Origin of the sequence: Glutamicibacter uratoxydans (assembly GCF_006539925.1) — a bacterium.
Lineage (GTDB): Bacteria > Actinomycetota > Actinomycetes > Actinomycetales > Micrococcaceae > Glutamicibacter > Glutamicibacter uratoxydans.
Genome location: NZ_BJNY01000004.1, coordinates 13,016 through 35,467 on the forward strand (window position 1 = coordinate 13,016; position 22,452 = coordinate 35,467).

Sequence of the window (22,452 nt, forward strand, 5' to 3'; positions counted from 1 at the left end):
TAAGCTCGGCACCCGGGTTCGCGGTAGGGGTCTAGAAGGGATGCAGCAGCCGCTGCACAAATCCCTGGGTGCGTGGGTTGCTCGGGGCGCCGAGCACCTTGGCCGCCGGTCCGGTCTCCACCACCACGCCGCCGTCCATGAACACCACGGTGTCCGCCACGTCGCGGGCGAAGGCTAGCTCGTGGGTCACCAGCACCATGGACCAGCCCTCCTGGGCCAGTTCCTTGATGACCACCAGCACTTCGCCCACCAGTTCCGGGTCCAGAGCGCTGGTCGGCTCGTCGAAGAGCAGCAGATCGGGCTTGAGCATCAGGGCGCGCACGATACCCACGCGCTGCTGCTGACCGCCGGACAGGGAATTGGGGTAGGCGTCCGCCTTGGCGGAAAGGCCCACCCGCTCCAGCAGCTTCGCCGCCTGCTCCATGACCTCGCCGCGTTCGCGCTTCTGGACTTCCAACGGCCCAACGGTCACGTTCTGCAGCACTGTCAAATGCGGGAACAGGTGGTGGCCCTGGAACACCATGGCAGAGCGCCGGCGCAGCACCTGGGCCTGCTTGGCGGTGGTCTTCGCGGAGAAAGAGACTTCCGGCCCGCCGTTGAAGGCCACGGTGCCTGCCTGCGGGACTTCCAGCCCGTTCAGGCAGCGCAGCGCCGTGGTCTTGCCGGAGCCCGAAGGCCCGATCAGCGCCACCACTTCGCCTGCATGCACGGTGAAGTCGATGCCCTTGAGCACCTGGTTCTCGCCGAAGGATTTGTGCAGCCCGGTGACCGATAGCAGGTTACTTGGCGACATATTTTTCAAGCCTTCCTTCAAGGAGGTTCTGCAGGCCGGAGAGGACCAGGCAGATGATCCAGTACAGGCCGGCGGCGGTGAGGTAGAGCAGCATGAATTCGTAGGTACTCGCGGTGATCTCCTGGGCCTTGCGGAACATTTCGGTGACCAGGATCAGCGATGCCAGCGAGGTGTCCTTCACCAGGGAGATGAAGGAGTTGGACAGCGGCGGCACCGACACCCGGGCCGCCTGCGGCAGGATGATGCGGAACAGCGTGCGGGTTCGCGACATGCCCACGGTGTAGCCGGCCTCCCACTGCCCGGCGGGCACCGAGAGGATCGCGGCGCGGATGATCTCCGCCGCGTAGCCGCCGATGTTCAGGCTGAAGGCGATGATCGCGCTGGGCCAGGGGTCGATGGTGATGCCGATCGAGGGCATGCCGTAGAAGATCACGAACAGCTGCACCAGCAGGGGCGTGCCGCGGATGATCGAGATGTAGACCCGCGCGATCGAAGAGACCAGCTTGTTCCCGCTCATGCGCATCAGCGCCATGAGCAAGGCGATCGCCAGGCCGATGGCGAAGCTGATCAGCGAGAGCGGGATGGTCGCGGTGATTGCGCCCTTGGCCAGCGGCCAGAGCGAATCAAGAAATAACTGCCAATTCGAATCCATAACTACCTTCGTGCACAAAATGAAACTGGCACCACGCGTTTCACGTGTGGTGCCAGTCTACGCAGTAGCGGTGCGCTACTTGGAAATGTCGTCGCCGAAGTACTTCTCGGAGATCTTCGCCAGTTCGCCGTCGGCGCGCAGCTGCTCAAGTGCGTCGTTGATCGCCTTCTGCAGGTCGGTGGCGTCCTTGCGCATCGCGATGCCCGATTCGCTCTTCTCGGAGGCCTCTGCGGCGATCTTGATGCTGTCATCAGGGTTGGTCTTCTGCGAGTCCAGGAAGGTCAGCTTGTCGTTGATGGTGGCATCCACGCGGCCCTGCTTGAGCAGCGTGACAGCCTGGGCCCAGCCCTCGACAGGCTCGACGTTCGCTCCGGCCTTCTTGGCTTCCTCGTAGTAGTTGCTGGTCTGCGACTGCGCGGTGGTCTTGCCCTTGAGCGAATCGAAGGAGGTGATGTCGGTGTTGTCGCTCTTGGTCACCACCACGCCGGTGGACACGGAGTAGGGCTCGGAGAACAGGTACTTCTCTTCGCGCTGCGGGTTGATGCCCACCTCGTTGGCGATCACGTCGAAGCGGCCCGCGTCCAGGCCCGCAAAGATGGCATCCCACTGGGTTTCCTGGAACTTGACCTCCACGCCCATCTTCTGGCCCACTGCCTTGACGACGTCGACGTCGTAGCCGGTCAGCTCGGAGCCCTCGTGGTAGGAGAACGGGCGGTAGGTGCCCTCGGTGCCTACGGTCAGCACGCCGGAGTCCTTGACCTTGGCCAGCGCCGAGGTTCCCTCGGAGCTCTTGGCGGAGGCGTCGGTGCCGCTGCCCGAGCCGCCGCAGGCGCTGAGGCTCAGGGCTAGGACGGCGGTGGTTGCCAGCAGGGAGATGGTGCGCTTCACGGTGACCTCTTTTGATGAACTTCGATGGTTGTACTTCGCGGATGTACAAGGTGCAACCGGCAGGGCGCCCCAGGTATTCCAGCGGATTGCCCCAATTTTAGTCCGCGGCCCCACAGGGAGGGCTCTTCATGTCATCCAAGGAAACACTTGTGTCGCATGCCACCGCTTAGATGCCCAGCAGGAACGCGATGCCCATCATCAGCGGGATGGCGCAGATCGTCGTCATCAGCACCGTGTCCTTGGCGACGACGACGCCGCGCTCATAGCGCGAGGCGGTGACGAAGATGTTCTGCGCGGTGGGCAGCCCGGCCATGATCACGCAGGCGGCGAGCATCTGCCCGCCCAGGCCAAAGGCGAAATAGCCGAGCACCCAAGCGAGCAGCGGATGGAGCACCAGCTTGGCGGCGGTGCCGATCAGCACATCGGCGCGCCGCCCGGAGGCAGAGTCCAGCGGCTTGGAGCCGACCAGCGAGATGCCGAAGGCCAGCAGCATGGCCGGGATCGAGGCCCCGGCTATCAGGTTGATCGGCTCCATCGCCAGCTTGGGCACCTCGAACCCGGTCAGCGCGACGACAAGGCCCAGCAGCGAGCCGATGATCATCGGGTTCTTCAGCGTGGCAAGGACCATCGCGAAGAAGGTGGTGCGGTGCTTGGAGGTGGTGGCGTCAAGCATCGCCAGGTTCACCGGCTGGTAGAGGGCCAGCTGGAACAGGATGATCGGCGCGGCATAGGACATGTCGCCCAGCACGTAGAGGGCGATCGGCAGGCCCAGGTTGGCGGAGTTCACCGTGGAGGCGGCCATGGCGGCCATGATCCGCTCGGCCGGCTCCCGCTTGAGCCAGCGGGCGGTGGCCAGGTTGTAGGCGCCGGCGGTGAGGAAAGCGGAGATCGCCGCCACCCACAGCAGCGGGCCGAGCACGGAGACCGGGTCGGATTCAGCCAGGGTGGTGAACAGCAGCGCCGGGCTGGCGACGAAGAAGGTGGTGCGGTTGAGCACGTGGCGGGCCTGGTCGCCCAGCACGCCGGTGCGCCCGACGAAATAGCCCACGGTGATGACTACCCAGATGATGGAGAAGCCTTCCAACACCCCGCCCATAGTCCTCCTTGCCGATGAAAAAAGCCGGGGCACCTTGTGGTGCCCCGGCTTGGTGCGAGCGGGCGACGGGAATCGAACCCGCGTATCGAGCTTGGGAAGCTAGCGCTCTACCATTGAGCTACGCCCGCAGTTGGCCGGATTTTCATCAAGCCACGAATGAAACAGTAGACCAGCAGCGGCGCATACGCCAAATTGCCGCGGCTACGCTTCGGAGGTCGGCTTCTGGTTCAGCAGCTGCTCCTTGAGGATCGCCACGCCGTCGGCCGGGATCTCGAAGCTCAGGTCATCGCCCGGGTTCACCACAAAGCCGGTGCCTTCCAGCGCGCGCACGATCGAAGCGCCCTGCACCTTTACGCCGTAGCCAGCCTGGTCGATGTAGCTGGAGGGGATGCGCTCCAGGGAGGTGAACACCGCAACCATTGGCGCGCCGGCGGGATTTGTCAGCAGCAGCGGCTGCGCGTTCTTGTTCGCGCCGGTCACCTCTTCGCGGGAGAGGAAGAAGACCTCGGCGCTCATGAACGCTCCCATCAGCGAACCTGCCAGCTCCGGCTTGTTCATGGCCGCCTGAAGCATCAATTCAAAGTGGGTTTTGGGCTTTGCGCGCTCTTGATCCATCGGGGTTTCGACGATCATGTCCGGTGCGTCGGCCTGCTCCTGGCCTTCGCGGGAAGCGTCGTTGTTTTCGGTGCTCATACACCCAAGCATGTCGTGATCCAGCCCTGCGCGCAAACGCCCGAAGAAGCCAAATTCGGTTACAAGGCCTAAACTGGCTTTGAGCAACCACAAAGAGAATCAAGGAACGAGCATGCCTGAATTCCGTTATGAGGACATTCTTCCCATTGGCGAAGACACCACCCCTTATCGCAAGATTTCCTCCGAAGGCGTCGAAGTTGTCGCCGGCCCGGACGGCAAGAACTTCCTCAAGGTAGCCCCGGAAGCACTCGAGCAGCTGGCTGAGACCGCGCTGCACGACATCTCGCACTACCTGCGCCCAGCGCACCTGCAGCAGCTGCGCAACATCCTCGACGACGAGGAAGCCAGCCCGAACGACAAGTTCGTGGCGCTGGACCTGCTGAAGAACGCCAACATCGCCGCCGGCGGCATCCTGCCGATGTGCCAGGACACCGGCACCGCGATCGTGATGGGCAAGCGCGGCCAGCGCGTGCTGACCGAGGTACAGGACGAGATTTCGCTGTCGCGCGGCATCTACAACGCCTACACCACGCTGAACCTGCGCTACTCGCAGCTGGCTCCGATCACCACCTGGGAGGAGAAGGCCACCGGCAACAACCTGCCAGCGCAGATCGACATCTACGCGAACACCAAGGACGGGGCCGACACCAGCTACAAGTTCCTGTTTATGGCCAAGGGCGGCGGATCTGCCAACAAGTCATTCCTGTACCAGGAGACCAAGGCGATCCTCAACGAGAACGCCATGCTGAAGTTCCTGGACGAGAAGCTGCGCTCGCTGGGCACCGCAGCCTGCCCTCCGTACCACCTGTCCATCGTCATCGGCGGCACCTCCGCGGAGATGGCGCTGAAGACCGCCAAGTACGGTTCGGCCAAGTACCTGGATTCGCTGCCTACCGAGGGCGCAATGACCGGCCGCGGCTTCCGCGACACCGAACTTGAAGAGAAGGTCCTGGAGCTGACCCGCCACTTCGGCATCGGCGCACAGTTCGGCGGCAAGTACTTCTGCCACGACGTGCGCGTAGTCCGCCTGCCGCGCCACGGCGCCTCGCTGCCGGTAGCCATCGCCGTCTCCTGCTCGGCCGACCGCCAGATGCTGGCAAAGATCACCGAAGAAGGCCTGTTCGTCGAGCAGCTGGAAACCGATCCAGCCCGCTTCATGCCGGATGAGAACCACCCGGCCATCGCAGCCCACGACGATGAGACCGACGGCGTCACCGGCACCGGAGGCTCCTCCGTGGTGAAGATCGACCTGAACAAGCCGATGGATGAGATCTTGGCCGAACTGAGCAAGTTCCCGGTCAAGACCCGCCTGTCGCTGACCGGCCCGCTGGTGGTGGCCCGCGACATCGCCCACGCCAAGATCAAGGAACGCCTCGACGCCGGCGAAGAGATGCCGAAGTACCTCAAGGATCACCCGGTCTACTACGCAGGTCCTGCCAAGACCCCTGAGGGCATGCCTTCGGGTTCCTTCGGCCCGACCACTGCAGGACGCATGGACTCCTATGTGGACCAGTTCCAGGCAGCCGGCGGCTCGATGGTCATGTTGGCCAAGGGCAACCGCTCCCAGCAGGTCACGGACGCCTGCAACTCGCACGGCGGCTTCTACCTGGGCTCGATCGGCGGCCCTGCCGCCCGCCTGGCCCAGGACTGCATCAAGAAGGTCGAGGTCATCGAATACGAAGAGCTCGGCATGGAAGCCATCTGGCGTATCGAGGTTGAGGACTTCCCAGCCTTCATCGTCGTGGACGACAAGGGCAACGACTTCTTCGCATCGACCATGAAGCCGACCTTCACCGGCATCCCGGTCCGCGCCAAGTAGCATTCGCGCCATAAAACTCGCCGCTGTGGGCCACAGCGGCGAGTTTTCATTTAAGTTCAATTAGTTCAGTTTTGATTTAGCGTGTTTTCATCTGCCTGCTAGGTGTTGCCATCGTTTTGGCGGCCATAGTCATCGACACTGCACCCTCGGCATAGGGGAAACTTCTGTGGGGCAACCGCGAAGAATCAGAGTCGCTCGCTGGCATCTGGCACTCCACGGCTGAAATTAGATGCATGCGTCCGGACAGTATTTGGCATCGAGGGCACCTTTTGAAATAGTCAGGGCATGAAGCAGCGGACAATTCGGACACCGAGGCTAACTCTCGTGCCGATGAACGATGACCACCTTGAACACGAAATTGCACTGGACGCCAGGCCCGAAGTTATGCGTTATCTCGGAAACGGAGTCGCAAGAGAACGTGCTGAAGTGGAAAAGCACCACTGCGGGCGGCTTAGTTCTGCACGCGACGGCCTCGGATACTGGACGGGATTCGTTGGAACTCAATTCGTTGGATGGTGGCTCCTAGCGCCAGCGAGCGAAGATGAACGCGGGCAAGCCGAGATCGGATACCGTCTGTCTCCCGATTTCTGGCGTCAAGGCCTTGCCTCTGAGGGGGGCCAAAGCGCTGCTTTCTTATGGTTTTGACGAATTGGGTCTTGCACAAATCTTTGCCGAGACGATGACCGTCAATGAAGGTTCTAGAGCCGTGATGAGCCGCTTGGGCATGAGCCATCTGCGGACGCGCGATGTTGGGCAAATTAGTTCAATCCCTGGGTCGGATCAGGGGAACGTCGATTACATCATCACCCGGCAAGAGTGGGAGAAGTTGAGAAGCGCGCAGTAATCTTGCGGCACGGACGCTGTTCTGAAGTCGCGCCCTGAAAACGAGATGGCAGCAAGGCACGCGGAAAAACTTGCATCGTGGAAATGCTCCATGAACAGGTCTCCCGACAGGACATCGACAACGATGGTTTGCGCTTGGTTGGACGGAAGTTTTCCTTCAGCACCCCGCGTGTTCAACTGCGCCGGTGGCCGTCCCGCGGTGGGCGGGGGAGTAGACTTTTGAAAAAATCCGTGTTGGCGCCCGATGCGCCGCCAAGGTGCCGTACTGCCAGGAGGCTAAGGAATGACACGACTGTTTGTCGTTAACGTCCTGCTGGGAATTCCAGGAATCATCTACTACTGGCTGCTTTACACCTACTTCACCGGAGGTGTGCTGTTCTCCGGCCTCAGTTCGGCCGGCCTGGGACAGCGGATGGAATCCTACTTCTCCTCAAACCAGGTGCTGGGCCCGCCTCTGGCCATCGGTGCAATCATCTGGGTTCTCGTAAACGTCTATCTGGTCAACCGCCGCAAGCGCAACGGCGACTGCCAGAACGCCAGCGGCAAGACCGCGCACTGGGTCACCGCATTCGCCTCGACGCTGCTGCCCGCCGTGCTGTTCAGCGCCGCGGCCCTCGTCTAACTAGGGGATGAAGCCGAAGGACCAGTCGCGGTAAGGCGGCAGGAATCGAAGCACAATCAGATCATCCTTCTGCAGGACCCCTGAACCAGGCTTGGCAGTTCCCTCGGTGGATTTCGACTCGGGCTTCTTCTGCTCGACCTCGGGAACTTTGGCCTTGTCCGTTGCCTTGGCTTCCTTCTGGGCCTGCTTCTTGAGCATCGAGTAGTACTCTTCGTAGGTCTTGGCGCCGCTGGCGGCCATCGCCTTGGCCTGATCTTCGCCGATATAGCGCACATGCCACGGCTCGTATTTGTAGCCGGTAATGCTTTCCATACCGACCGGATAGCGAATGATCAGGCCGTAGTCCACCGCATGCTTGGCGATCCACTGGCCCGCAGGGGTTTGGCCGAAGGCTTCCTTGAGCTCTGCATAGCTGTTGGTGTAGCCGAGGTCAGCAGCCAGGCCCAGCTGGTGTTCGCTGGTTCCGGGACGGGCGGAGATGCGTTCGGCGTAGGCGGTGCCGTACTTGGACTGGTACTGGTTGAACAGGGCGCTCTGGCGTTGGTAGGAGCGGAAGGCGCTGAGCACCTTGATGCTGTGGCCCGCCTTGCGGGCGTCGGCGACCAGCGCCTCGACGGCTTCGGCGGCCTCTGGGCGCAGCGTGACGGAGGTTCCGGCGACGTTCACCAGGTCTTTTGGAGTGTAGTCCTCTGGAGAGAGCTTGGTGCTGGGGTTGATCAGTGCGAGCATGCTTGATGCCTTGCCCAGTTCATCGGCTTGCACCGTCGGCAGATCATTGGGCGCCGCAGTGCCTGGCGCTGCGGTTGAGAAGACCAGCAGGCCTGCAATGACGCTGCTGGTGATGGCATGGGCCAAACGCATGAATGAAAGTCCTTGATGGTGCGGTGTGTGCTGAACTGTCCCCGCTTCAAGGATATCTGGATCTGCTGCGCGCAGGAGGGGAATTTTGGTCACATGTCGGCGGTTTTATGCCATTGTCCAATCCGTTGTGCCGCGCGCGGGTTAGCGGATTGGCCGCCATCCGCGCTAAATTGAAAGGCGTGTTGTATTCAGATGGTGACATTCGTCGTGAAATTGCCTCCGGTCAGATCGGGCTGAGCCCCTTTGATCCAGAGATGGTCCAGCCCGCTTCGGTGGACGTAAGAATCGACCGCTTCTTCCGGTTGTTCGACAACCACAAGTACGCACATATCGACCCCTCTCTGGAGCAGGACGAGCTGACCCGTCTGGTCGAGGTGGATCCCGATGAGCCGTTCATCCTGCACCCGGGCGAGTTCGTGCTGGGCTCAACCTATGAAGTGGTTACCCTGGGCAACGGCGTAGCCGCCAGGCTTGAAGGCAAGAGCTCGCTGGGCCGCCTTGGCCTGCTCACACACTCCACAGCAGGCTTCATTGACCCGGGCTTCTCCGGCCACGTGACCTTGGAACTGTCGAATATGGCCACCTTGCCGATCAAGCTGTGGCCGGGCTCGAAGATCGGCCAGCTGTGCTTCTTCAAGCTGACCAGCGAAACAGAGCACCCCTATGGTTCGGGACCCTACGGGAACCGCTACCAGGGTCAGCGAGGGCCGACCGCCTCGCGCAGCCACCTCAACTTCCACCGCACCATCATCGAGAGCTGATGCAGCGGGCATAAAAAATGACGGCACCTCGGTGCCGTCATTTTTTATGCCAGGTATTAGTGCTGGTAAGGATTCTGTGGACCGGAATTCGGGCCTGGGTTCGGGCCGGCCTGAGGGCCAGGGTATGAGCCGGGACCCGGCTGGTCAAAACCGGAGGCGGAGCCGCCGGAGAGGCGGACCAATTCGGCGGTGTTCTCTGCGGTGCGGATCTGTGCAATCAGCGATTCGAGACTTGCGCGGATCAGCGCCAGGTACACCAGCACGACCAGCGGGCCGAAGATGAACATGGTGGCAAGTCCCATGCCGGTGCTCTCGTAGAACGCAGCAACGACGATGACGATGTACATGATGCCCAGGCCGATCATGAACAGGATATAGAGGACCTTGAGGATCGAGGGCGTGACGAACTTGGTAAAGCTAATGTCGAAAAGTGCCTTCATGGCAGGTTCGCTTTCTGTTGATGCGGTGATGATTTCTTCGACATTACCCTAATAGCTTGTTTAAAGCCGAGTCTAGGATGCATTAACCTGTTTCGGCGTGCGGATCGGCAAGAGCAGCAGCAGGCCCATGAGCAGCACCAGCAGGATTCCCAGGATGCCGTAGCGCTGCGCCTGGCCGCTGGCGACCAGCGGGGTGGCAATGGCAATGGCCAGGGAGAAGAGCGCGGGCGCCAGGAACGACACCGCGCGGCCGGTGGTCGCATAGAGCCCGAAGAGCTCGCCTTCGCGCCCGGCGGGAATCAGCCGCGAGAGGTAGGAGCGGGCAGCGGCCTGGGCAGGTCCGACGAACAAGCACAGCAGCAGACCGAAGATCCAGAATCCGGAGGCTTCGGGGGAGAAGAACACCCCGGCCCCCGCGATCAACAGGCCCACCAGCGAGCCGAGGATGACCGCCTTGGGCCCGAGCCAGTCGTCGATCCTTCCGCCGACGACGGCGCCCAGGGCCGCGACCACATTGCCGACAATGGCAAAGATGATCACTTCGCTCAGCTTGAATCCGAAGGTGCCGGCCGCGATCACCCCGCCGAAGGTGAAGATCGCTGCCAGACCGTCGCGGAAGACCGCCGAGGAGAGCAGGAAGAAGATTAGGTTGCGGTCTTCGTTCCACAGATCCCGGATGCGCCTGAACAGCACAACATAGGAGCTCTTCAGTGGAATCTTCTCGGAGCTCGCGGCAGGAGTTTCGGGGATGACGAAGAACAGAGGCAGCGCAAAGATCAGGCACCAGGCGGCGGAGAAGAGCGCGACAAGCCGGATGTTCAGCCCGTTCTCGGTCGAGGCGCCGGGCCAGTCGACGATCGGCTGGACAAATCCGAACAGCACCAGCGCCAGCGCCAGGATCCCGCCCACATAGCCCATGCCCCAGCCGAATCCCGACACCTTGCCCACGGTGGCGGGGGTGGAGATCTGGTTGAGCACCGCGTTGTAGTTGACCCCGGCGAATTCGCTGGCAACGCTCATGGCGGCGATCAGCAGCGCGCCGAACCACAGGTACGAGGGATCGGGGAAGACGAAGAAGCAAGCGGCGCAGATGAGCACCAGCAGCAGCGTGTTGACCATGATCCACAGCTTGCGCCGCCCGGCGGCATCCGAGCGCAGGCCGGTCACGGGAACCAGCAGGGCGATGCACACCCCGGCAATGGCCAGCGCCTGGGACAGTACCAGGGATGCATGGTCCTTGTCGCCGAACAGCTCGCTGGTCAGGTAGACGGTGAACACGAAGGTGATCATCACGGCGTTGATCGCCGCCTGCCCCCAGTCCCAGCTGGCCCACGCCCAAGTGTATTTGTTGAGCCATTTCTCACGTGTCGGCTCGGTCGCCGGCAGCTGATTGATTCCCATGCTGGCATAGTACCCGTTTGCGGTAATCAAGAGATGAATTGCCCAACAGCTTGGGGAATACTGCGCCGTGGAGGGCGGGGGAATATTACACGACAGGCGCTCTGACATGAACAGATTGAGCACCCCGGCTGATAAAATTACAGGTGCCGGCTATTTTTGGTCGTCGGACTCTGCCCCATTTTCAGTCGACAGAGGAGACGCGTGCTAACTATTCTCAGTGCACTCTTTGCCACGGCTGCGCTGTGCCCGATCTTGTTCAGGGCCTTCAAGCGCAATGCCTTCTACATTGTCGCCGTGGTTCCAGCGGTGGGATTCATCTGGCTGCTGTTCCAGCTGCCGACAGTGCTCTCCTCCGACCAGACCCTGGCCTCCGGCGCCCCGAACGCACCGCCCTCGCTGCAGATCGACTGGATCAGCGGGCTGAACATCGGGCTGAACTTCCGCATGGACACCCTGTCGGCGACGATCCTGCTGCTGATCCTGGGCGTCGGCGCGCTGGTGCTCTTCTACTGCGCCAGGTATTTCAAGAACGACGACCCGCAGATCGGCAGCTTCGCGGCCAAGATGGTCGCCTTCGCCGGCGCGATGACCGGACTGGTCACCGCGGACGACATCATCATCATGTTCATCTTCTGGGAAATCACCAGCGTGCTTTCCTACCTGCTCATCGGCTTCAGTCAGGCGCTGATCACCGCGCGCCGCTCGGCGATGAACGCGCTGATCGTCACCACCCTGGGCGGCCTGGTGATGCTGGCGGGCATCCTGATGCTTGGCGCCGCCTCCGGCAGCTACCAGCTCTCCGAAATCCTCGCGTCTGCCGAGCAGCTGAAGGCGATGGGGACGTACACGGATGTGGCGATCGCGCTGGTCATCGTCGGCGCCCTGTCCAAGTCGGCGCTGGTTCCCTTCCACTTCTGGCTGCCCGGCGCCATGGCCGCCCCGACTCCGGTCTCCGCCTACCTGCACGCCGCGGCGATGGTGAAGGCCGGCGTGTACCTGATCGCCCGGCTGGCACCCGGTTTTGCCGACACCGCGTTCTGGGTGCCGATGACCGTGGGCATCGGCATCACCACCATGTTGATCGGCGGGTTCAGGGCGCTGAAGCAGTATGACCTGAAGCTGATCCTCGCCTTCGGCACCGTCTCCCAGCTGGGCTTCATCATCGCGGTCTTCGGCTTCGGCACCCCCGAGGCGTCCTTCGCCGCGCTGGCCATGACCCTGGCCCACGGCCTGTTCAAGGCGACGTTGTTCCTCTCGGTAGGCATCATCGACCACAACACCGGAACGCGCGATATCCGCAAGCTCACCGGGCTGCGCCGGGCCATGCCGATCCTGGCCACCACCACCGGCATTGCCGCGGCCTCGATGGCCGGCATCCCGCTGACCCTGGGCTTCGTAGCCAAGGAGGGCGTGTACGAGTCGGCCCTGCACCTGGATTCCTGGTGGGGGACTGCCGCGCTGGCAGGCATTGTGCTCGGCGCCGGCCTGACCCTTGCCTATTCGCTGCGCTTCTTCTTCGGCGCGTTCGGCGTGAAGAAGTACAAGGTGGAGCCGCGCAGCTGCAAGCCGCCGACGCTGATCTTCCTGGCCCCGCTGCTGGTGCTCAGCGCGCTGACGCTGCTGTTGGGCATCTACCCGCACCCGGTGGAGCTGCTGGCCAAGCACTGGTCCGCAGCCCAGGGCGGGCCCGCGGGCATGCATCTGGCGGCCTTCGCGGGCTTCAATGCGGCGCTGGGCCTGAGCGCGGCCTCCATCACGCTGGGCGTCGTCTTCTACCTGATCCGCCGCGCCACCGACACCGGCGCCCCGCTGCGCCGCATGGTCATCTCCGCCGAAGAGCTCTACCGCATGAGCGTGAACGCGCTGGACATCGCCGCCATCTGGATCACCGGCCGCACCCAGCGCGGTTCGCTCTCCTTCTACCTGGGCGTGATCCTGGCCGTGGTGCTGGTGGTGCCGCTGGGCATCGCCCTGTCGGTGCAGACCCCGTGGCCGAGCAACTGGGTGCTCGCCGACCATCCGGCGCAGATCGTGATCGGCGTGATCATCATCGCCGGGGCGGTGATCTCCATCATCGCGCCCAAGCGCTTCATGGCGGTGCTGATGGTCTCGGTCACCGGCTACGGCATGGTGGCGATCTTTGCGCTGCAGGGCGCCCCGGACCTGGCGCTGACCCAGCTGCTCGTGGAAACCATCGTGCTGGTGTCCTTCGTGCTGGCGCTGCGCGCGCTGCCCAAGCGGCTGTGGGTGGGCCTGACCACGATCAAGTGGGGCAGGGCCCTGCTTGCCATCGCGCTGGCGGTGATGGTCATCTACATCGCCATCGCGATGCTGGCGGCGCGTGGCCAGGCGAGCATCTCGCTGCAGTGGCCGGATTTGGCCTACTACGAGGGCTATGGCAAGAACATCGTTAACGTGGCGCTGGTGGACTTGCGCGTCTGGGACACCTTCGGCGAAATCACCGTGCTGGCCGCGGCGGCCACCGGCGTGGCCTCGCTGATCTTCGCCGGGCGCGGCTTCGGAGCCCGGGTGCGCGCCACCGACGTGGCACCGGGCAGCATCGACTCCGGCTCGGAGGCCATGGGCACCAAGGAGGAGAAGGAGGTGGAGCTGCGCATGGCGCGCCGCTTCGCCGCCAGCTCCAACCAAGACTGGCTGATGGCCGGCAACACCCTGGTGGCAGAGCGCCGCTCCATCATCTTCGAGGTGGTCACCCGCCTGATGTTCCACTCGGTGCTGATCCTTTCGGTCTACACGCTGCTGGCCGGGCACAACACCCCCGGCGGCGGCTTTGCCGGCGGCCTGATCGCAGGCCTGGCGCTGACGATCCGCTACCTGGCCGGCGGGCGCATCGAGCTGTCCGAGTCGATGCGCATCGCCCCGGGCATGCTGATCGGCGGCGGCATCGCGCTGGCGGGCGTGGCAGGCATCGTCCCATTGTTCGTGGGGGATGAAATCTTCACCATGTACGCCTGGGAGTTCTGGCTGCCGGTCTTCGGCGAGCACAAGTTCGTCACCTCCACGATCTTCGACATCGGCGTGTACCTGGTGGTGCTGGGGCTGGTGCAGGACGTGCTGCGCTCGCTGGGCAGCGAGATCGACCTGCTCTCCGAGGGCCGCAGCCCGATCGAACAACACGACCCAATCCACGCCTCAACGACGGGAGTCGGCCGATGAGCGTCAACATCACCTTCCTGGTCATCACCGGGGTGCTGCTGGCCACCGGGTTCTACCTAGTGCTCGAGCGCACGCTGACCCGGGTGCTGCTGGGCATCATGCTGATCGGCAACGGCATCAACCTGCTGATTCTGACCACCGGCGGGCGCCGCGGCGCGGCCCCGCTGTTCCAGGCGCAGCTGCCGGCGGAGGAATACTCCGACCCGCTGCCGCAGGCGCTGATCCTGACAGCGATCGTGATCACCTTCGCCGTCACCGCGTTCCTGCTCGCCATGATCTACCGCTCCTGGACGCTGACCAGCGCCGATGTGCTGGCTGATGACACCGAAGACGTCAAGGTTTCACTGTCCTCCGCCTACGACGAGGAAGAGGACTCGCCGGTGGCGGAAGACACCACAGAATTCGTCGACGAAGAAGGCCGCCCGGTGCGCGAGGGGGAAGAGTGAATTTTCTAGACCTGGCTCCGCTGGCAGTCGTGCTGCCGATCTTCGGCGCCGGCGCCGCCTTCCTGGCCCGGCGCAACATCCGGCTGCAGCGCCTGATCACCATCGGCATCCTGTGCCTGACCCTGCTGCTGGAGGCAGGCATGGTCGCCGCCGTATGGGGCGGGCAGTCCTATGCGATCCACATTGGCGGCTGGCAGTCGCCCTGGGGCATCGCCCTGATGGTGGACGGCTTCAGCTCCTTCATGCTGCTGATCTCCACCCTGGTCTCCCTGGCGGTGCTCTTCTACGCCACCAGCCAGGGCCTGGCCGACGGGGACGAGCCGGGGCCGGTCTCCGTGTTCCACCCCGCCTACCTGATTCTGCTCGCGGGCGTGTCCAACGCCTTCCTGGCAGCCGACCTGTTCAACCTCTATGTGGGCTTCGAGATCCTGCTCACCGCCAGCTACGTGCTGTTGACCCTGGGCGCCACCGCCGAACGCATCCGCGCCGGCACCACCTACGTGGTGGTCTCAGTGGTCTCCTCGGTGATCTTCCTGATGGGCATCGCCATGACCTACGCCGCCACCGGCACGGTGAACATGGCAGACCTTGCGGTGAAGCTGCCGCAGCTGGACCAGGGCCCGCAGCTGATCCTGCACGTGCTGCTGCTGATCGGGTTCGGCATCAAGGCGGCGGTTTTCCCGCTCTCGCTGTGGCTGCCCGACTCCTACCCGACGGCCCCGGCCCCGGTCACCGCGGTGTTCGCGGGCCTGCTGACCAAGGTGGGCGTGTATGCGATCGTGCGCACCGAAACCCTGCTCTTCCCCGGCGGTTCGGTCAACGCCGGGCTGCTGGTGGTCGCGGCCCTGACCATGGTCATCGGTATCCTCGGCGCGCTGGCGCAGACCGACTTCAAGCGCATGCTCTCCTTCACACTGACCAGCCACATCGGCTACCTGATCTTCGGCGTGGCGGTGGGCGGGCCGCTGGCCATCGCCGCGACCATCTACTATGTAGGCCACCACATCATCGTGCAGACCTCGCTGTTCATGGTGGCCGGCCTGATCGAACGCAGGGCCGGCAGCGCGAACGTGACAAGGCTCGGCTCGCTGGCCAAGCTCTCCCCGGCGCTGGCGCTGCTGTTCTTCATCCCGGCGATCAACCTGGGCGGCATTCCGCCGTTCTCCGGATTCCTGGGCAAATTCGGCCTGCTGCACGCCGCGGCCCAGGAAGCCGACGCGCTGACCTGGGTGGTCATCGGCGCCGGCCTGCTCACCAGCCTGCTGACCCTGCTGGCGATCATCCGCGTGTGGGCCCGCATGTTCTGGCGCCGCGCGGCGGATGCCGAGATCCCCAACCCGATGCTGGTGGACCAGTGGACCAAGGTCACCGAGCAGACCACCGCCGGCGGCGCCAAGAACCCGCACCTGGGGCTGAAGCTGGCCAGGGAAATGGAAGCCGAGGCGCTGCCCTGGGGCATGCGCTACGCCACCGGCTCCCTGGTGGCAGCCGGCATCGCGCTGACGGTTTTCGCCGGGCCGATCTTCGACTTCTGCCAGCGCGTGGCCGTGGAGCTCATTGCCTGCGAACCATACATCACAGCGATCCTGAACTACTGAACGGGGGAGAACGATGCCTACCAAGGACCTGAGCCCGCGCGACCAGCGCATTGACGACGCGCTGGACACCTCCGGCGTCCGCCACCGCGCCACGCTCAAACAGGAATGGCCGCTGTTGCTGCTGCTGGTCTTCGTCTGGGCCGCCATGTGGCAGGACTTCTCCGCCGGGAACCTGCTCTTCGGGGCCATCATCGCGCTGTTCGTGGTGACGCTGTTCCCGCTGCCGCCGGTGGTGCTCTCCGGGCGCATCAACATCTGGTACTGCATCAAGCTGTTCATCTGGTTCCTGGGCCAGGTGATCGCCGCCAGCGTGCACGTGGCCTGGCTGGCCATCGCCCGGGGCAAGAACACTCACAGCGCAGTGATCGCGGTGCCGCTGCGCACCAACTCGGACTTGATCGTGATGACCGTGGGCCATGTGCTCACCCTGATCCCCGGCTCCTTCGTGCTGGACGTGGACCGCAGCTCCTCCACCTTGTACCTGCACTACATCGACATCGAGAATGTGCAGCAGATGGAGAAGGCCCGCGAGGGCATCCGGCAGATCGAGCGCCGGCTGATCATGGCCATCGGCAGCCACGACGAGTACGAGGCCATCAAGAGCGAATGCCTACCGCTTAAAGGAAAGAAGGCGGTCAAATGATTGAGATTGTTGCCTGGATCTGCGGCATCATGCTGTCCCTCGGGGCGATTGCCTGCGTCATCCGCGTGATCAAGGGCCCGTCCATCCTCGACCGGGTGCTGGGGCTGGATGTCCTGCTGCTGATCATCTCCGCCGGGCTGTGCGTGGACATGGCCGTGAACCGGCACACCGACTACCTGTTGTTCGTGGTGGCGGCCTGCACCATCGGCTTCGTCGGCTCGGTGACCGTCTCGCGCTATGTCTCGGATAAGAGGAACGCCTGATGGACATGTTTTTGGACATCCTCGTCGCGGTGCTGCTGGTCCTGGGATGCCTGATGTCGCTGATTGCAGGCATCGGCCTGCTGACCTTCCCTGACCTGCTCACCCGCATGCACGCGGCCACCAAGCCGCAGGTGCTCGGCTTCCTGCTGATCTTCGCCGGGCTGGCAATCCACCTGCGCTCTTGGCTGATCGTGCCGGCGCTGATTGTCGCCTGGGCCATGCAGCTGCTCACCGCGCCGGTCTCAGCGCATATGATCGGCCGCTCCGGCTACCGCACCAAGCACGCCAAGAAGGAGACGCTGTTTTCCGACGAGCTGCACCAGGTGCTCGACGAGGTCTCGGCGGCGCCGGCCACCGGGCCGATTCCCGTGGCCAAGCCGTCCCGTGCCGAACGCCGCCAGGGCGCGCCTGGGGAAGCGGACTAGGGCGTGGAGCAGGTGCAGGCGACCATCAGGCGGCGCGCGGCGGAAGACTACGACGGATGCACAAGGGTGCTGCGCGCGGTGTTCGCCACCAGCGACTATCCAAGCCGGTGGCCGCAGGACCCCGTGGCGTGGCTGAACCCCGACGGCATCCGCGCCGCCTGGGTCGCGGGCGGGCAAAATGGCGAAATACTCGGTCATATTGCGGTGTATGAACACCGGGAAGATCCAAAAATTGCGATGGTGACAAGACTTTTTGTCGACCCGCAGGTGCGCGGGCAGGGTCTTGGCCTGGGCGCGGAGCTACTGCGCGCAACACAGCGCTGGGCCAAGGAGCAGCACCTGGAACTGCAGCTGGACGTCGTGCAGACCTCGACGCCCGCGGTGAACCTCTATGAGCGCGAAGGATGGCAGTATCTGCGGCTGCAGCAAGCCGACTGGATTGACCGCTCGGGGCGCCATCCGATGATGCGCATCTATGCGGCCCCGACCGCCTGACAGCCGCTATAAGCGCAGGTCAAAGCAGAAACCCGGCGCAGCTCTTGGGAGCTGCGCCGGGTTTTTCGTCCTGTTGCTACTTGCTGAATTTAGACAGCGCCTTGTTGGTGCCGCGGTCTGCCAGCACCTGGATCACCGCGGCGACCACCGCAGAGAAGATCGCGAAGCCCAGCGCCTGGCGCAAGGTGGCTTCCGCCGCTTCTTCGCTGCCCTTGCGCGGGGCGGCGCTGCCGGTAAAGCCCTTCCATACCTGATCCACCAGCTTGCTGCCGACGAAGCCGGCGCCAATGGAAATTCCCGTTGCGACGAGTTTCTGCACTGCGTTCATGTGGACCTCACGTTCATGGTTAAGACTTAACGTTTAGAAGGCCAGCTTACCTGCGGTATGGTGGGTGGGCAGAAAATATTCCGACAGGGGAGCGCTGTACCGTCCGCGGTGAAAGCGCTGAGAGTGCGATAAATCGCAGACCCTCGAACCTGCTCCGGCTAGTACCGGCGAAGGAAGTCGAGCATCTCGGATGCCACCAGGCGATTGTCAGCGCCGTTGAAAGTGTGCATCCCCCCTCCTTGTTAAGGAGGACAACTCATGACTGAACAACTTGCCAAGAAGCAATCGAGCTGGCGTGTCGTCGACATTGTGATCGCATCGGTCGTCGCAGTGGCTTCGGGCGTTTTCTTCTGGGCCTGGTCCGCAGGCTACGGCCTGTTCTCCCTGGCCTTCGTCGCCTTCCCGCCAGCCACCGCGCTGCTCACCGGCGGCTGGCTGTTCCCGGCCGTGCTCGGCGCGCTGATCATCCGCAAGCCCGGAGCCGCGCTGTTCTGCGAAATCCTGGCTGCGGTCATCGAAGCGCTGCTCGGCTCGCACTGGGGCATGGGCGTGCTGATTTCCGGCCTGGTCCAGGGCCTGGGCGCTGAGGTGGTCTTCGCGATGTTCCTCTACCGGAAGTGGAACCTGCCGGTGGCGCTGCTGGCAGGCCTGGGCTCCGGATTGTTCGCAGGCATCAGCGAAGCCTACATCGTCGCCAACCTCACCGAATACACCGAGGCCATGAAGGTCTTCCACGTGGCAGCCACCGCGTTCTCCGGCCTGGTCGTTGCCGGCCTGCTGTCCTGGTGGGCGGTTCGAGGCCTGGCCAAGACCGGTGCGCTGGGCAAGCTGGCCAGCCGCCGGGCGCACCTGGAGCCGGCGGTTGCGGGGACCAAATGAGTTCGGCGCTTGAACCGCGCACCGAGGCGAGGACCCGCCAGGGCCTGAGCATCAGCGCGAAGAACTTCGGCTGGCAGCATGCCGAACGCGCAGTTCCCGCCATCAGCGGGCTGAACGTCGAGATTCCGGCGGGGCAAAAGGTGCTGGTTCTGGGCCCTTCGGGAGCCGGGAAGTCCACGCTGCTCTACGCGCTGGCCGGCGTGCTGGAAATCGATGAAGAGGCGGCGCCCAGCGGCGAGCTGCTGGTGGGCGGAAAGAACGCCTTCGACAGGTCATTCCCCGTCGGGCTGATGCAGCAGGACCCTGAAACGCAGATCGTGCAGAGCCGCGTGGGAGACGACGTGGCCTTCGGCGCAGAGAACCTGGGCGTCGACCCGCAGCTGATCCGCGAACGCATCCCGCGGGCGCTGGAAGCTGTCGGGCTGGGGGCGCTGGACTACGAGCACCGCACCCAGGAGCTGTCCGGCGGGCAGAAGCAGCGCCTGGCCCTGGCCGGCATCATGGCCATGGGCCCGGGGCTGATGCTACTTGACGAGCCCACAGCCAACATCGACCCGCAGAGCATTCCGCCGCTGCGCGATGCTGTCATCAACGCCGCGCAGAGCAGCGGGGCGACGCTGATCGTGGTTGAGCACCGGCTGGAAGCCTGGGCCAAGCATGTGGACCGGGTGCTGGTGCTTGAACCTGGCGGCGGCCTGGCCCACGACCTCACGCCGCAGGCATTGTTCGACGACGAGCAGATCCGCGCCGAGCTGGCTCAGGCCGGTGTCTGGGTGCCGGGCTATGTTCCGCGCACCAGGTCGCAACTGCGCACGCCGGGGGCCGCCAAGCTTACTGCCAAGGATTTGGTCTGCGCGCGCGGCGAACATGCTGTGCGCACCGCGCCGGCCAGCCTGACAGTGGCCTCAGGAGCGGCAGTGGTGATCCGCGGAGAGAACGGGGCGGGAAAATCCACGCTCGCGCTGACCCTGGGCGGCCTGCTTGAACCGGTGGCAGGAGAGCTGCAGGCCAGCTCCGAGCTGGCCGACGGGCTTGCCGCGGGACCGTTCAGCTGGAAGGCCGGCGCCCTAGTGGCGCGCATCGGTTCGGTGTTCCAGGAACCCGAGCACCAGTTCGTCACCCAGTCCGTGCGTGAGGAGCTTGCCTTTGCGCCGCTGCGCGCCAAGCGCGGTTCCGGCGATGAACTGAAATACGATCCGGCCCAGGTCGATGCCCGGGTGGATGAGCTGCTCACACGCCTGCGGCTGCAGGATCTGGCCGAAGCCAATCCGTTCACGCTCTCCGGTGGCGAGAAGCGCCGGTTGTCGGTGGCCACGGTGTTGGCGGCCTCGCCGGATGTGGTGATCTTGGACGAGCCGACCTTCGGCCAGGATGCGAATACCTGGCGGGAGCTGGCCCAGCTGCTCATTGAGGAGCTGGAGTCATCCACCGCCGTGGTGGCAGTGACCCATGACGAGGATTTCGCCAAGGCGCTGGGTGCGCAACAGATTGAGTTGGCTCCGGCCACAGGCATCTCGGGCGTGCGCGGCTCCGCCGGGCCGATGCTCGACGCCCCGGTGGCCGACAGCTGGCTGGCGAAGATCAATCCGCTGGCCAAGCTGGGCGCCATCGCAGGGGCTACGCTGCCCTTGATCAGCACCATGGATTGGGTGTCGGCCACGGTGGTCATTGCCGCCGCGCTGTGTGCGCTGCCGTTGGCAGGGCTGGGCATCGGCGCGTTCTTCAAGCGCGGCTGGCCGCTTCTGGCAGCGGGCTTGATGGCTGCCTGGGGCATCGCGCTGGTCGGCGAGGACTCCGGCGCCGTGCTGCTGAACATCGGGATTTTCCAGATCACCGAAGGCTCGGTAGCAGGAGGCGTGGCCACCGGCCTGCGCGCCTTGGCGATGGCTGTCCCGATGGTGCTCCTGCTGTCCACCACCAACCCGAGCGACCTGGGCGGTGCGCTGTCCCAGCAGCTGAAGGTTCCGCACCGCTTCGTGCTTGGCGCACTGGCGGGCATGCGCCTGCTGGGACTGATGGTGGAGGAGTTCACCACCTTGACCCTGGCCCGCAGAGCGCGCGGCGTGGGCAACCTGGGCACCATGCGGCAGCGGGTCAAGGCCAAGGCGGGCCAGCTGCTGGCGCTGCTGGTGCAAGGCATCCGCCGGGCCGGGCGCTTGGCCACCACCATGGAGGCCAAGGGCTTCGGCACCGGGGAGCGGACCTGGATCCGCACCGTCAGCTTCACCTTCCGCGACGGCGCGGTCCTGGCTGCAGGGATCCTGCTCGGCGTCGCAGCTTTGGGCATCGCGATGTGGGCGGGAACCTACAACCTGGTCTGGTAGCAGCTACCGGATTGAATCGGTCAGGGCGCTGAGCTGTGCATGCAGCTCGGCGTCCATCCGTATCGGCTTGGCATCCAGGGTGCGCACCGGAGTGAGCAGCCGGATGGAGGAGACCAGCCAGACGCCGTCGGCCTGGTAGAGGTCCTCGGGGCGCAGCGGGCCGTAGCCCAGTTCCCAGCCGGCCTGCTTGGCGGCGTCGAAAATGGCGCCCTGGGTGGTGCCGGGCAGGATTCCGGTTTCAAGCATCGGGGTGAGCAGGCGCTTGGTGTCGCCGTCCCGCTGGGCCAGCAGCACGGTGGCGGTCGGCGCCTCAAGCAGCACGCCGTCTGCCGAGGTGAAGATGACTTCCTGGGCGCCGTGCTTGCGGGCGTAGCGCAGGGCCGCCATATTCACCGCATAGGACAGGGTCTTGGCGCCCATCAACAGCCACGGAGCGCGTTCGGCAAGCTTTGAATCGTAGCCGCGGTCGAGCAGCAGCACATCCACGCCGCTGTCGCGCTGCTGGCGTCCCAGGCTTGGCGCCGGGGTGACGGTGACCCAGCAGACTGCCGGATCTTCATCGTGTTCGCCGCGCATGGCAACGAGCTTGACCACTGCTTCTTCCGCGCCGCCGGTGGCGTCGAAGTCCGCCACTGCGGTATCGATGGCCGAACGCCAGCTGATTTCCTCCGGGATCACCAGGTCGCAGGCCTGCGCAGAGACTGCCAGGCGGGCTAGGTGCGCATCGATCTTGCGCACGGTCTGCTGGGTGTACAGCATGGATTCGAAAACGCCGTCGCCGCGGTTGACGCCCTGCAGGGTGACTGGCAGGTGGGCTGCGGCGATGTCGGCGACCCGGCCTGCGGGGTAGGCGGGATCAAGGAAAACTAGTGAGCTCATGACACAAGATTATCGAATCCGGCGCCCCTGACGTGTCCAAAGCCGGTTGAAACCCGACTCTTGTTGCCGCAGATGTCCTGCAGGATTCGATAGGCTAAGCACAGATCATCTGCCCGGCTGCCGTGC

Annotated in this window: 24 protein-coding genes, 1 tRNA gene and 1 riboswitch; of the genes, 14 read left to right on the plus strand and 11 right to left on the minus strand. The window is 64.2% G+C overall.

What is annotated here, in order from left to right; all coding sequences use genetic code 11:
- Positions 1-31 precede the first annotated feature (31 nt).
- The 6 genes from AUR04nite_RS03785 to AUR04nite_RS03810 form a co-directional block, all read right to left on the minus strand.
- On the minus strand, positions 32-793 hold the full coding sequence (locus tag AUR04nite_RS03785; RefSeq protein WP_141362111.1) for an amino acid ABC transporter ATP-binding protein: 762 nt from the start codon (positions 791-793) through the stop codon (positions 32-34).
- Positions 780-1,445, minus strand: a complete 666-nt coding sequence (locus AUR04nite_RS18080; RefSeq protein ID WP_141362113.1) for an amino acid ABC transporter permease — start codon at positions 1,443-1,445, stop codon at positions 780-782. Before AUR04nite_RS18080 ends, AUR04nite_RS03785 begins: the two co-directional genes overlap by 14 nt.
- Before the next feature lie 75 nt (positions 1,446-1,520).
- Positions 1,521-2,333: an amino acid ABC transporter substrate-binding protein gene (locus AUR04nite_RS18085; RefSeq protein ID WP_141362115.1), complete on the minus strand. Its 813-nt coding sequence runs from the start codon at positions 2,331-2,333 to the stop codon at positions 1,521-1,523.
- A 166-nt stretch (positions 2,334-2,499) separates the two neighbouring features.
- Positions 2,500-3,429, minus strand: a complete 930-nt coding sequence (locus AUR04nite_RS03800) for an AEC family transporter (RefSeq protein ID WP_141362117.1) — start codon at positions 3,427-3,429, stop codon at positions 2,500-2,502.
- A 57-nt stretch (positions 3,430-3,486) separates the two neighbouring features.
- Positions 3,487-3,557 (minus strand) — tRNA-Gly (locus AUR04nite_RS03805).
- Between the two features lie 73 nt (positions 3,558-3,630).
- Positions 3,631-4,122: an SseB family protein gene (locus AUR04nite_RS03810; protein WP_170184079.1), complete on the minus strand. Its 492-nt coding sequence runs from the start codon at positions 4,120-4,122 to the stop codon at positions 3,631-3,633.
- Positions 4,123-4,234: 112 nt separating this feature from the next.
- On the opposite strand from AUR04nite_RS03810, the gene AUR04nite_RS03815 reads away from it, so the two are divergent.
- The 4 genes from AUR04nite_RS03815 to AUR04nite_RS03825 all read left to right on the plus strand — a co-directional run bounded on the left by AUR04nite_RS03815 (position 4,235) and on the right by AUR04nite_RS03825 (position 7,406).
- Positions 4,235-5,941, plus strand: a complete 1,707-nt coding sequence (locus AUR04nite_RS03815; RefSeq protein WP_141362121.1) for a fumarate hydratase — start codon at positions 4,235-4,237, stop codon at positions 5,939-5,941.
- Positions 5,942-6,271: 330 nt separating this feature from the next.
- Entirely contained in the window at positions 6,272-6,586 is a 315-nt protein-coding gene (locus tag AUR04nite_RS18505; protein ID WP_407646652.1) for a GNAT family N-acetyltransferase, read from the plus strand.
- Positions 6,483-6,785: a GNAT family N-acetyltransferase gene (locus AUR04nite_RS18410; protein WP_281285102.1), complete on the plus strand. Its 303-nt coding sequence runs from the start codon at positions 6,483-6,485 to the stop codon at positions 6,783-6,785. The genes AUR04nite_RS18505 and AUR04nite_RS18410 overlap by 104 nt, the downstream gene beginning before the upstream one ends.
- Before the next feature lie 282 nt (positions 6,786-7,067).
- Complete coding sequence (locus AUR04nite_RS03825; protein WP_141362123.1) at positions 7,068-7,406, plus strand: hypothetical protein; 339 nt, start codon at positions 7,068-7,070, stop codon at positions 7,404-7,406.
- Here the strand turns inward: AUR04nite_RS03825 and AUR04nite_RS03830 are convergent, their stop codons facing one another.
- Positions 7,407-8,267 (minus strand): M15 family metallopeptidase, encoded by an 861-nt coding sequence (locus AUR04nite_RS03830; protein WP_141362125.1) that lies wholly within the window; start codon positions 8,265-8,267, stop codon positions 7,407-7,409.
- 179 nt (positions 8,268-8,446) lie between these two features.
- Here AUR04nite_RS03830 and dcd point away from each other — a divergent pair, with 179 nt between their 5' ends.
- Positions 8,447-9,028, plus strand: coding sequence for a dCTP deaminase (gene dcd / locus AUR04nite_RS03835; protein WP_141362127.1), 582 nt, complete (start codon positions 8,447-8,449; stop codon positions 9,026-9,028).
- A 56-nt stretch (positions 9,029-9,084) separates the two neighbouring features.
- Here dcd and AUR04nite_RS03840 read toward each other — a convergent pair whose 3' ends face one another.
- Together AUR04nite_RS03840 and AUR04nite_RS03845 are read right to left on the minus strand one after the other, a co-directional pair.
- Entirely contained in the window at positions 9,085-9,468 is a 384-nt protein-coding gene (locus tag AUR04nite_RS03840; RefSeq protein WP_141362129.1) for a DUF4282 domain-containing protein, read from the minus strand.
- A 72-nt stretch (positions 9,469-9,540) separates the two neighbouring features.
- Positions 9,541-10,869 (minus strand): MFS transporter, encoded by a 1,329-nt coding sequence (locus AUR04nite_RS03845; protein ID WP_141362131.1) that lies wholly within the window; start codon positions 10,867-10,869, stop codon positions 9,541-9,543.
- A gap of 201 nt (positions 10,870-11,070) precedes the next feature.
- Between AUR04nite_RS03845 and AUR04nite_RS03850 the strand changes: the two genes are divergently transcribed.
- The 7 genes from AUR04nite_RS03850 to AUR04nite_RS03880 are packed head-to-tail and all read left to right on the plus strand — an operon-like array spanning position 11,071 to position 17,916.
- Positions 11,071-14,046 carry a Na+/H+ antiporter subunit A gene (locus tag AUR04nite_RS03850; RefSeq protein ID WP_141362133.1) on the plus strand — a complete coding sequence of 992 codons (2,976 nt, stop codon included), beginning with the start codon at positions 11,071-11,073 and terminating at the stop codon, positions 14,044-14,046.
- Positions 14,043-14,492, plus strand: a complete 450-nt coding sequence (locus tag AUR04nite_RS03855; protein WP_141362134.1) for a Na(+)/H(+) antiporter subunit C — start codon at positions 14,043-14,045, stop codon at positions 14,490-14,492. The genes AUR04nite_RS03850 and AUR04nite_RS03855 overlap by 4 nt, the downstream gene beginning before the upstream one ends.
- Positions 14,489-16,090: a Na+/H+ antiporter subunit D gene (locus AUR04nite_RS03860; protein ID WP_141362136.1), complete on the plus strand. Its 1,602-nt coding sequence runs from the start codon at positions 14,489-14,491 to the stop codon at positions 16,088-16,090. Before AUR04nite_RS03855 ends, AUR04nite_RS03860 begins: the two co-directional genes overlap by 4 nt.
- 13 nt (positions 16,091-16,103) lie before the next feature.
- Positions 16,104-16,733, plus strand: a complete 630-nt coding sequence (locus AUR04nite_RS03865; RefSeq protein ID WP_141362138.1) for a Na+/H+ antiporter subunit E — start codon at positions 16,104-16,106, stop codon at positions 16,731-16,733.
- Positions 16,730-16,996, plus strand: coding sequence for a monovalent cation/H+ antiporter complex subunit F (locus tag AUR04nite_RS03870; protein ID WP_141362140.1), 267 nt, complete (start codon positions 16,730-16,732; stop codon positions 16,994-16,996). Before AUR04nite_RS03865 ends, AUR04nite_RS03870 begins: the two co-directional genes overlap by 4 nt.
- Positions 16,996-17,421 (plus strand): monovalent cation/H(+) antiporter subunit G, encoded by a 426-nt coding sequence (gene mnhG, locus AUR04nite_RS03875; RefSeq protein WP_141362142.1) that lies wholly within the window; start codon positions 16,996-16,998, stop codon positions 17,419-17,421. The genes AUR04nite_RS03870 and mnhG overlap by 1 nt, the downstream gene beginning before the upstream one ends.
- Positions 17,422-17,424: 3 nt before the next feature.
- Positions 17,425-17,916 carry a GNAT family N-acetyltransferase gene (locus AUR04nite_RS03880; RefSeq protein ID WP_141362144.1) on the plus strand — a complete coding sequence of 164 codons (492 nt, stop codon included), beginning with the start codon at positions 17,425-17,427 and terminating at the stop codon, positions 17,914-17,916.
- Between the two features lie 76 nt (positions 17,917-17,992).
- On the opposite strand, the gene AUR04nite_RS03885 is transcribed toward AUR04nite_RS03880, so the two are convergent.
- A complete protein-coding gene (locus tag AUR04nite_RS03885; protein ID WP_141362146.1) occupies positions 17,993-18,244 on the minus strand; it encodes a DUF4235 domain-containing protein in 252 nt (83 codons plus the stop codon).
- A gap of 75 nt (positions 18,245-18,319) precedes the next feature.
- A riboswitch (TPP riboswitch) is annotated at positions 18,320-18,437 on the plus strand.
- A gap of 65 nt (positions 18,438-18,502) precedes the next feature.
- On the opposite strand from AUR04nite_RS03885, the gene AUR04nite_RS03890 reads away from it, so the two are divergent.
- Together AUR04nite_RS03890 and AUR04nite_RS03895 are read left to right on the plus strand one after the other, a co-directional pair.
- Entirely contained in the window at positions 18,503-19,123 is a 621-nt protein-coding gene (locus AUR04nite_RS03890) for an ECF transporter S component (protein WP_141362148.1), read from the plus strand.
- The gene (locus tag AUR04nite_RS03895) at positions 19,120-21,447 is read left to right on the plus strand and encodes an ATP-binding cassette domain-containing protein (protein WP_141362150.1); all 2,328 of its coding nucleotides are present in this window, start codon (positions 19,120-19,122) and stop codon (positions 21,445-21,447) included. Before AUR04nite_RS03890 ends, AUR04nite_RS03895 begins: the two co-directional genes overlap by 4 nt.
- A 3-nt stretch (positions 21,448-21,450) precedes the next feature.
- Here AUR04nite_RS03895 and AUR04nite_RS03900 read toward each other — a convergent pair whose 3' ends face one another.
- Complete coding sequence (locus tag AUR04nite_RS03900; protein ID WP_141362152.1) at positions 21,451-22,326, minus strand: aminodeoxychorismate lyase; 876 nt, start codon at positions 22,324-22,326, stop codon at positions 21,451-21,453.
- Positions 22,327-22,452: the final 126 nt, after the last annotated feature.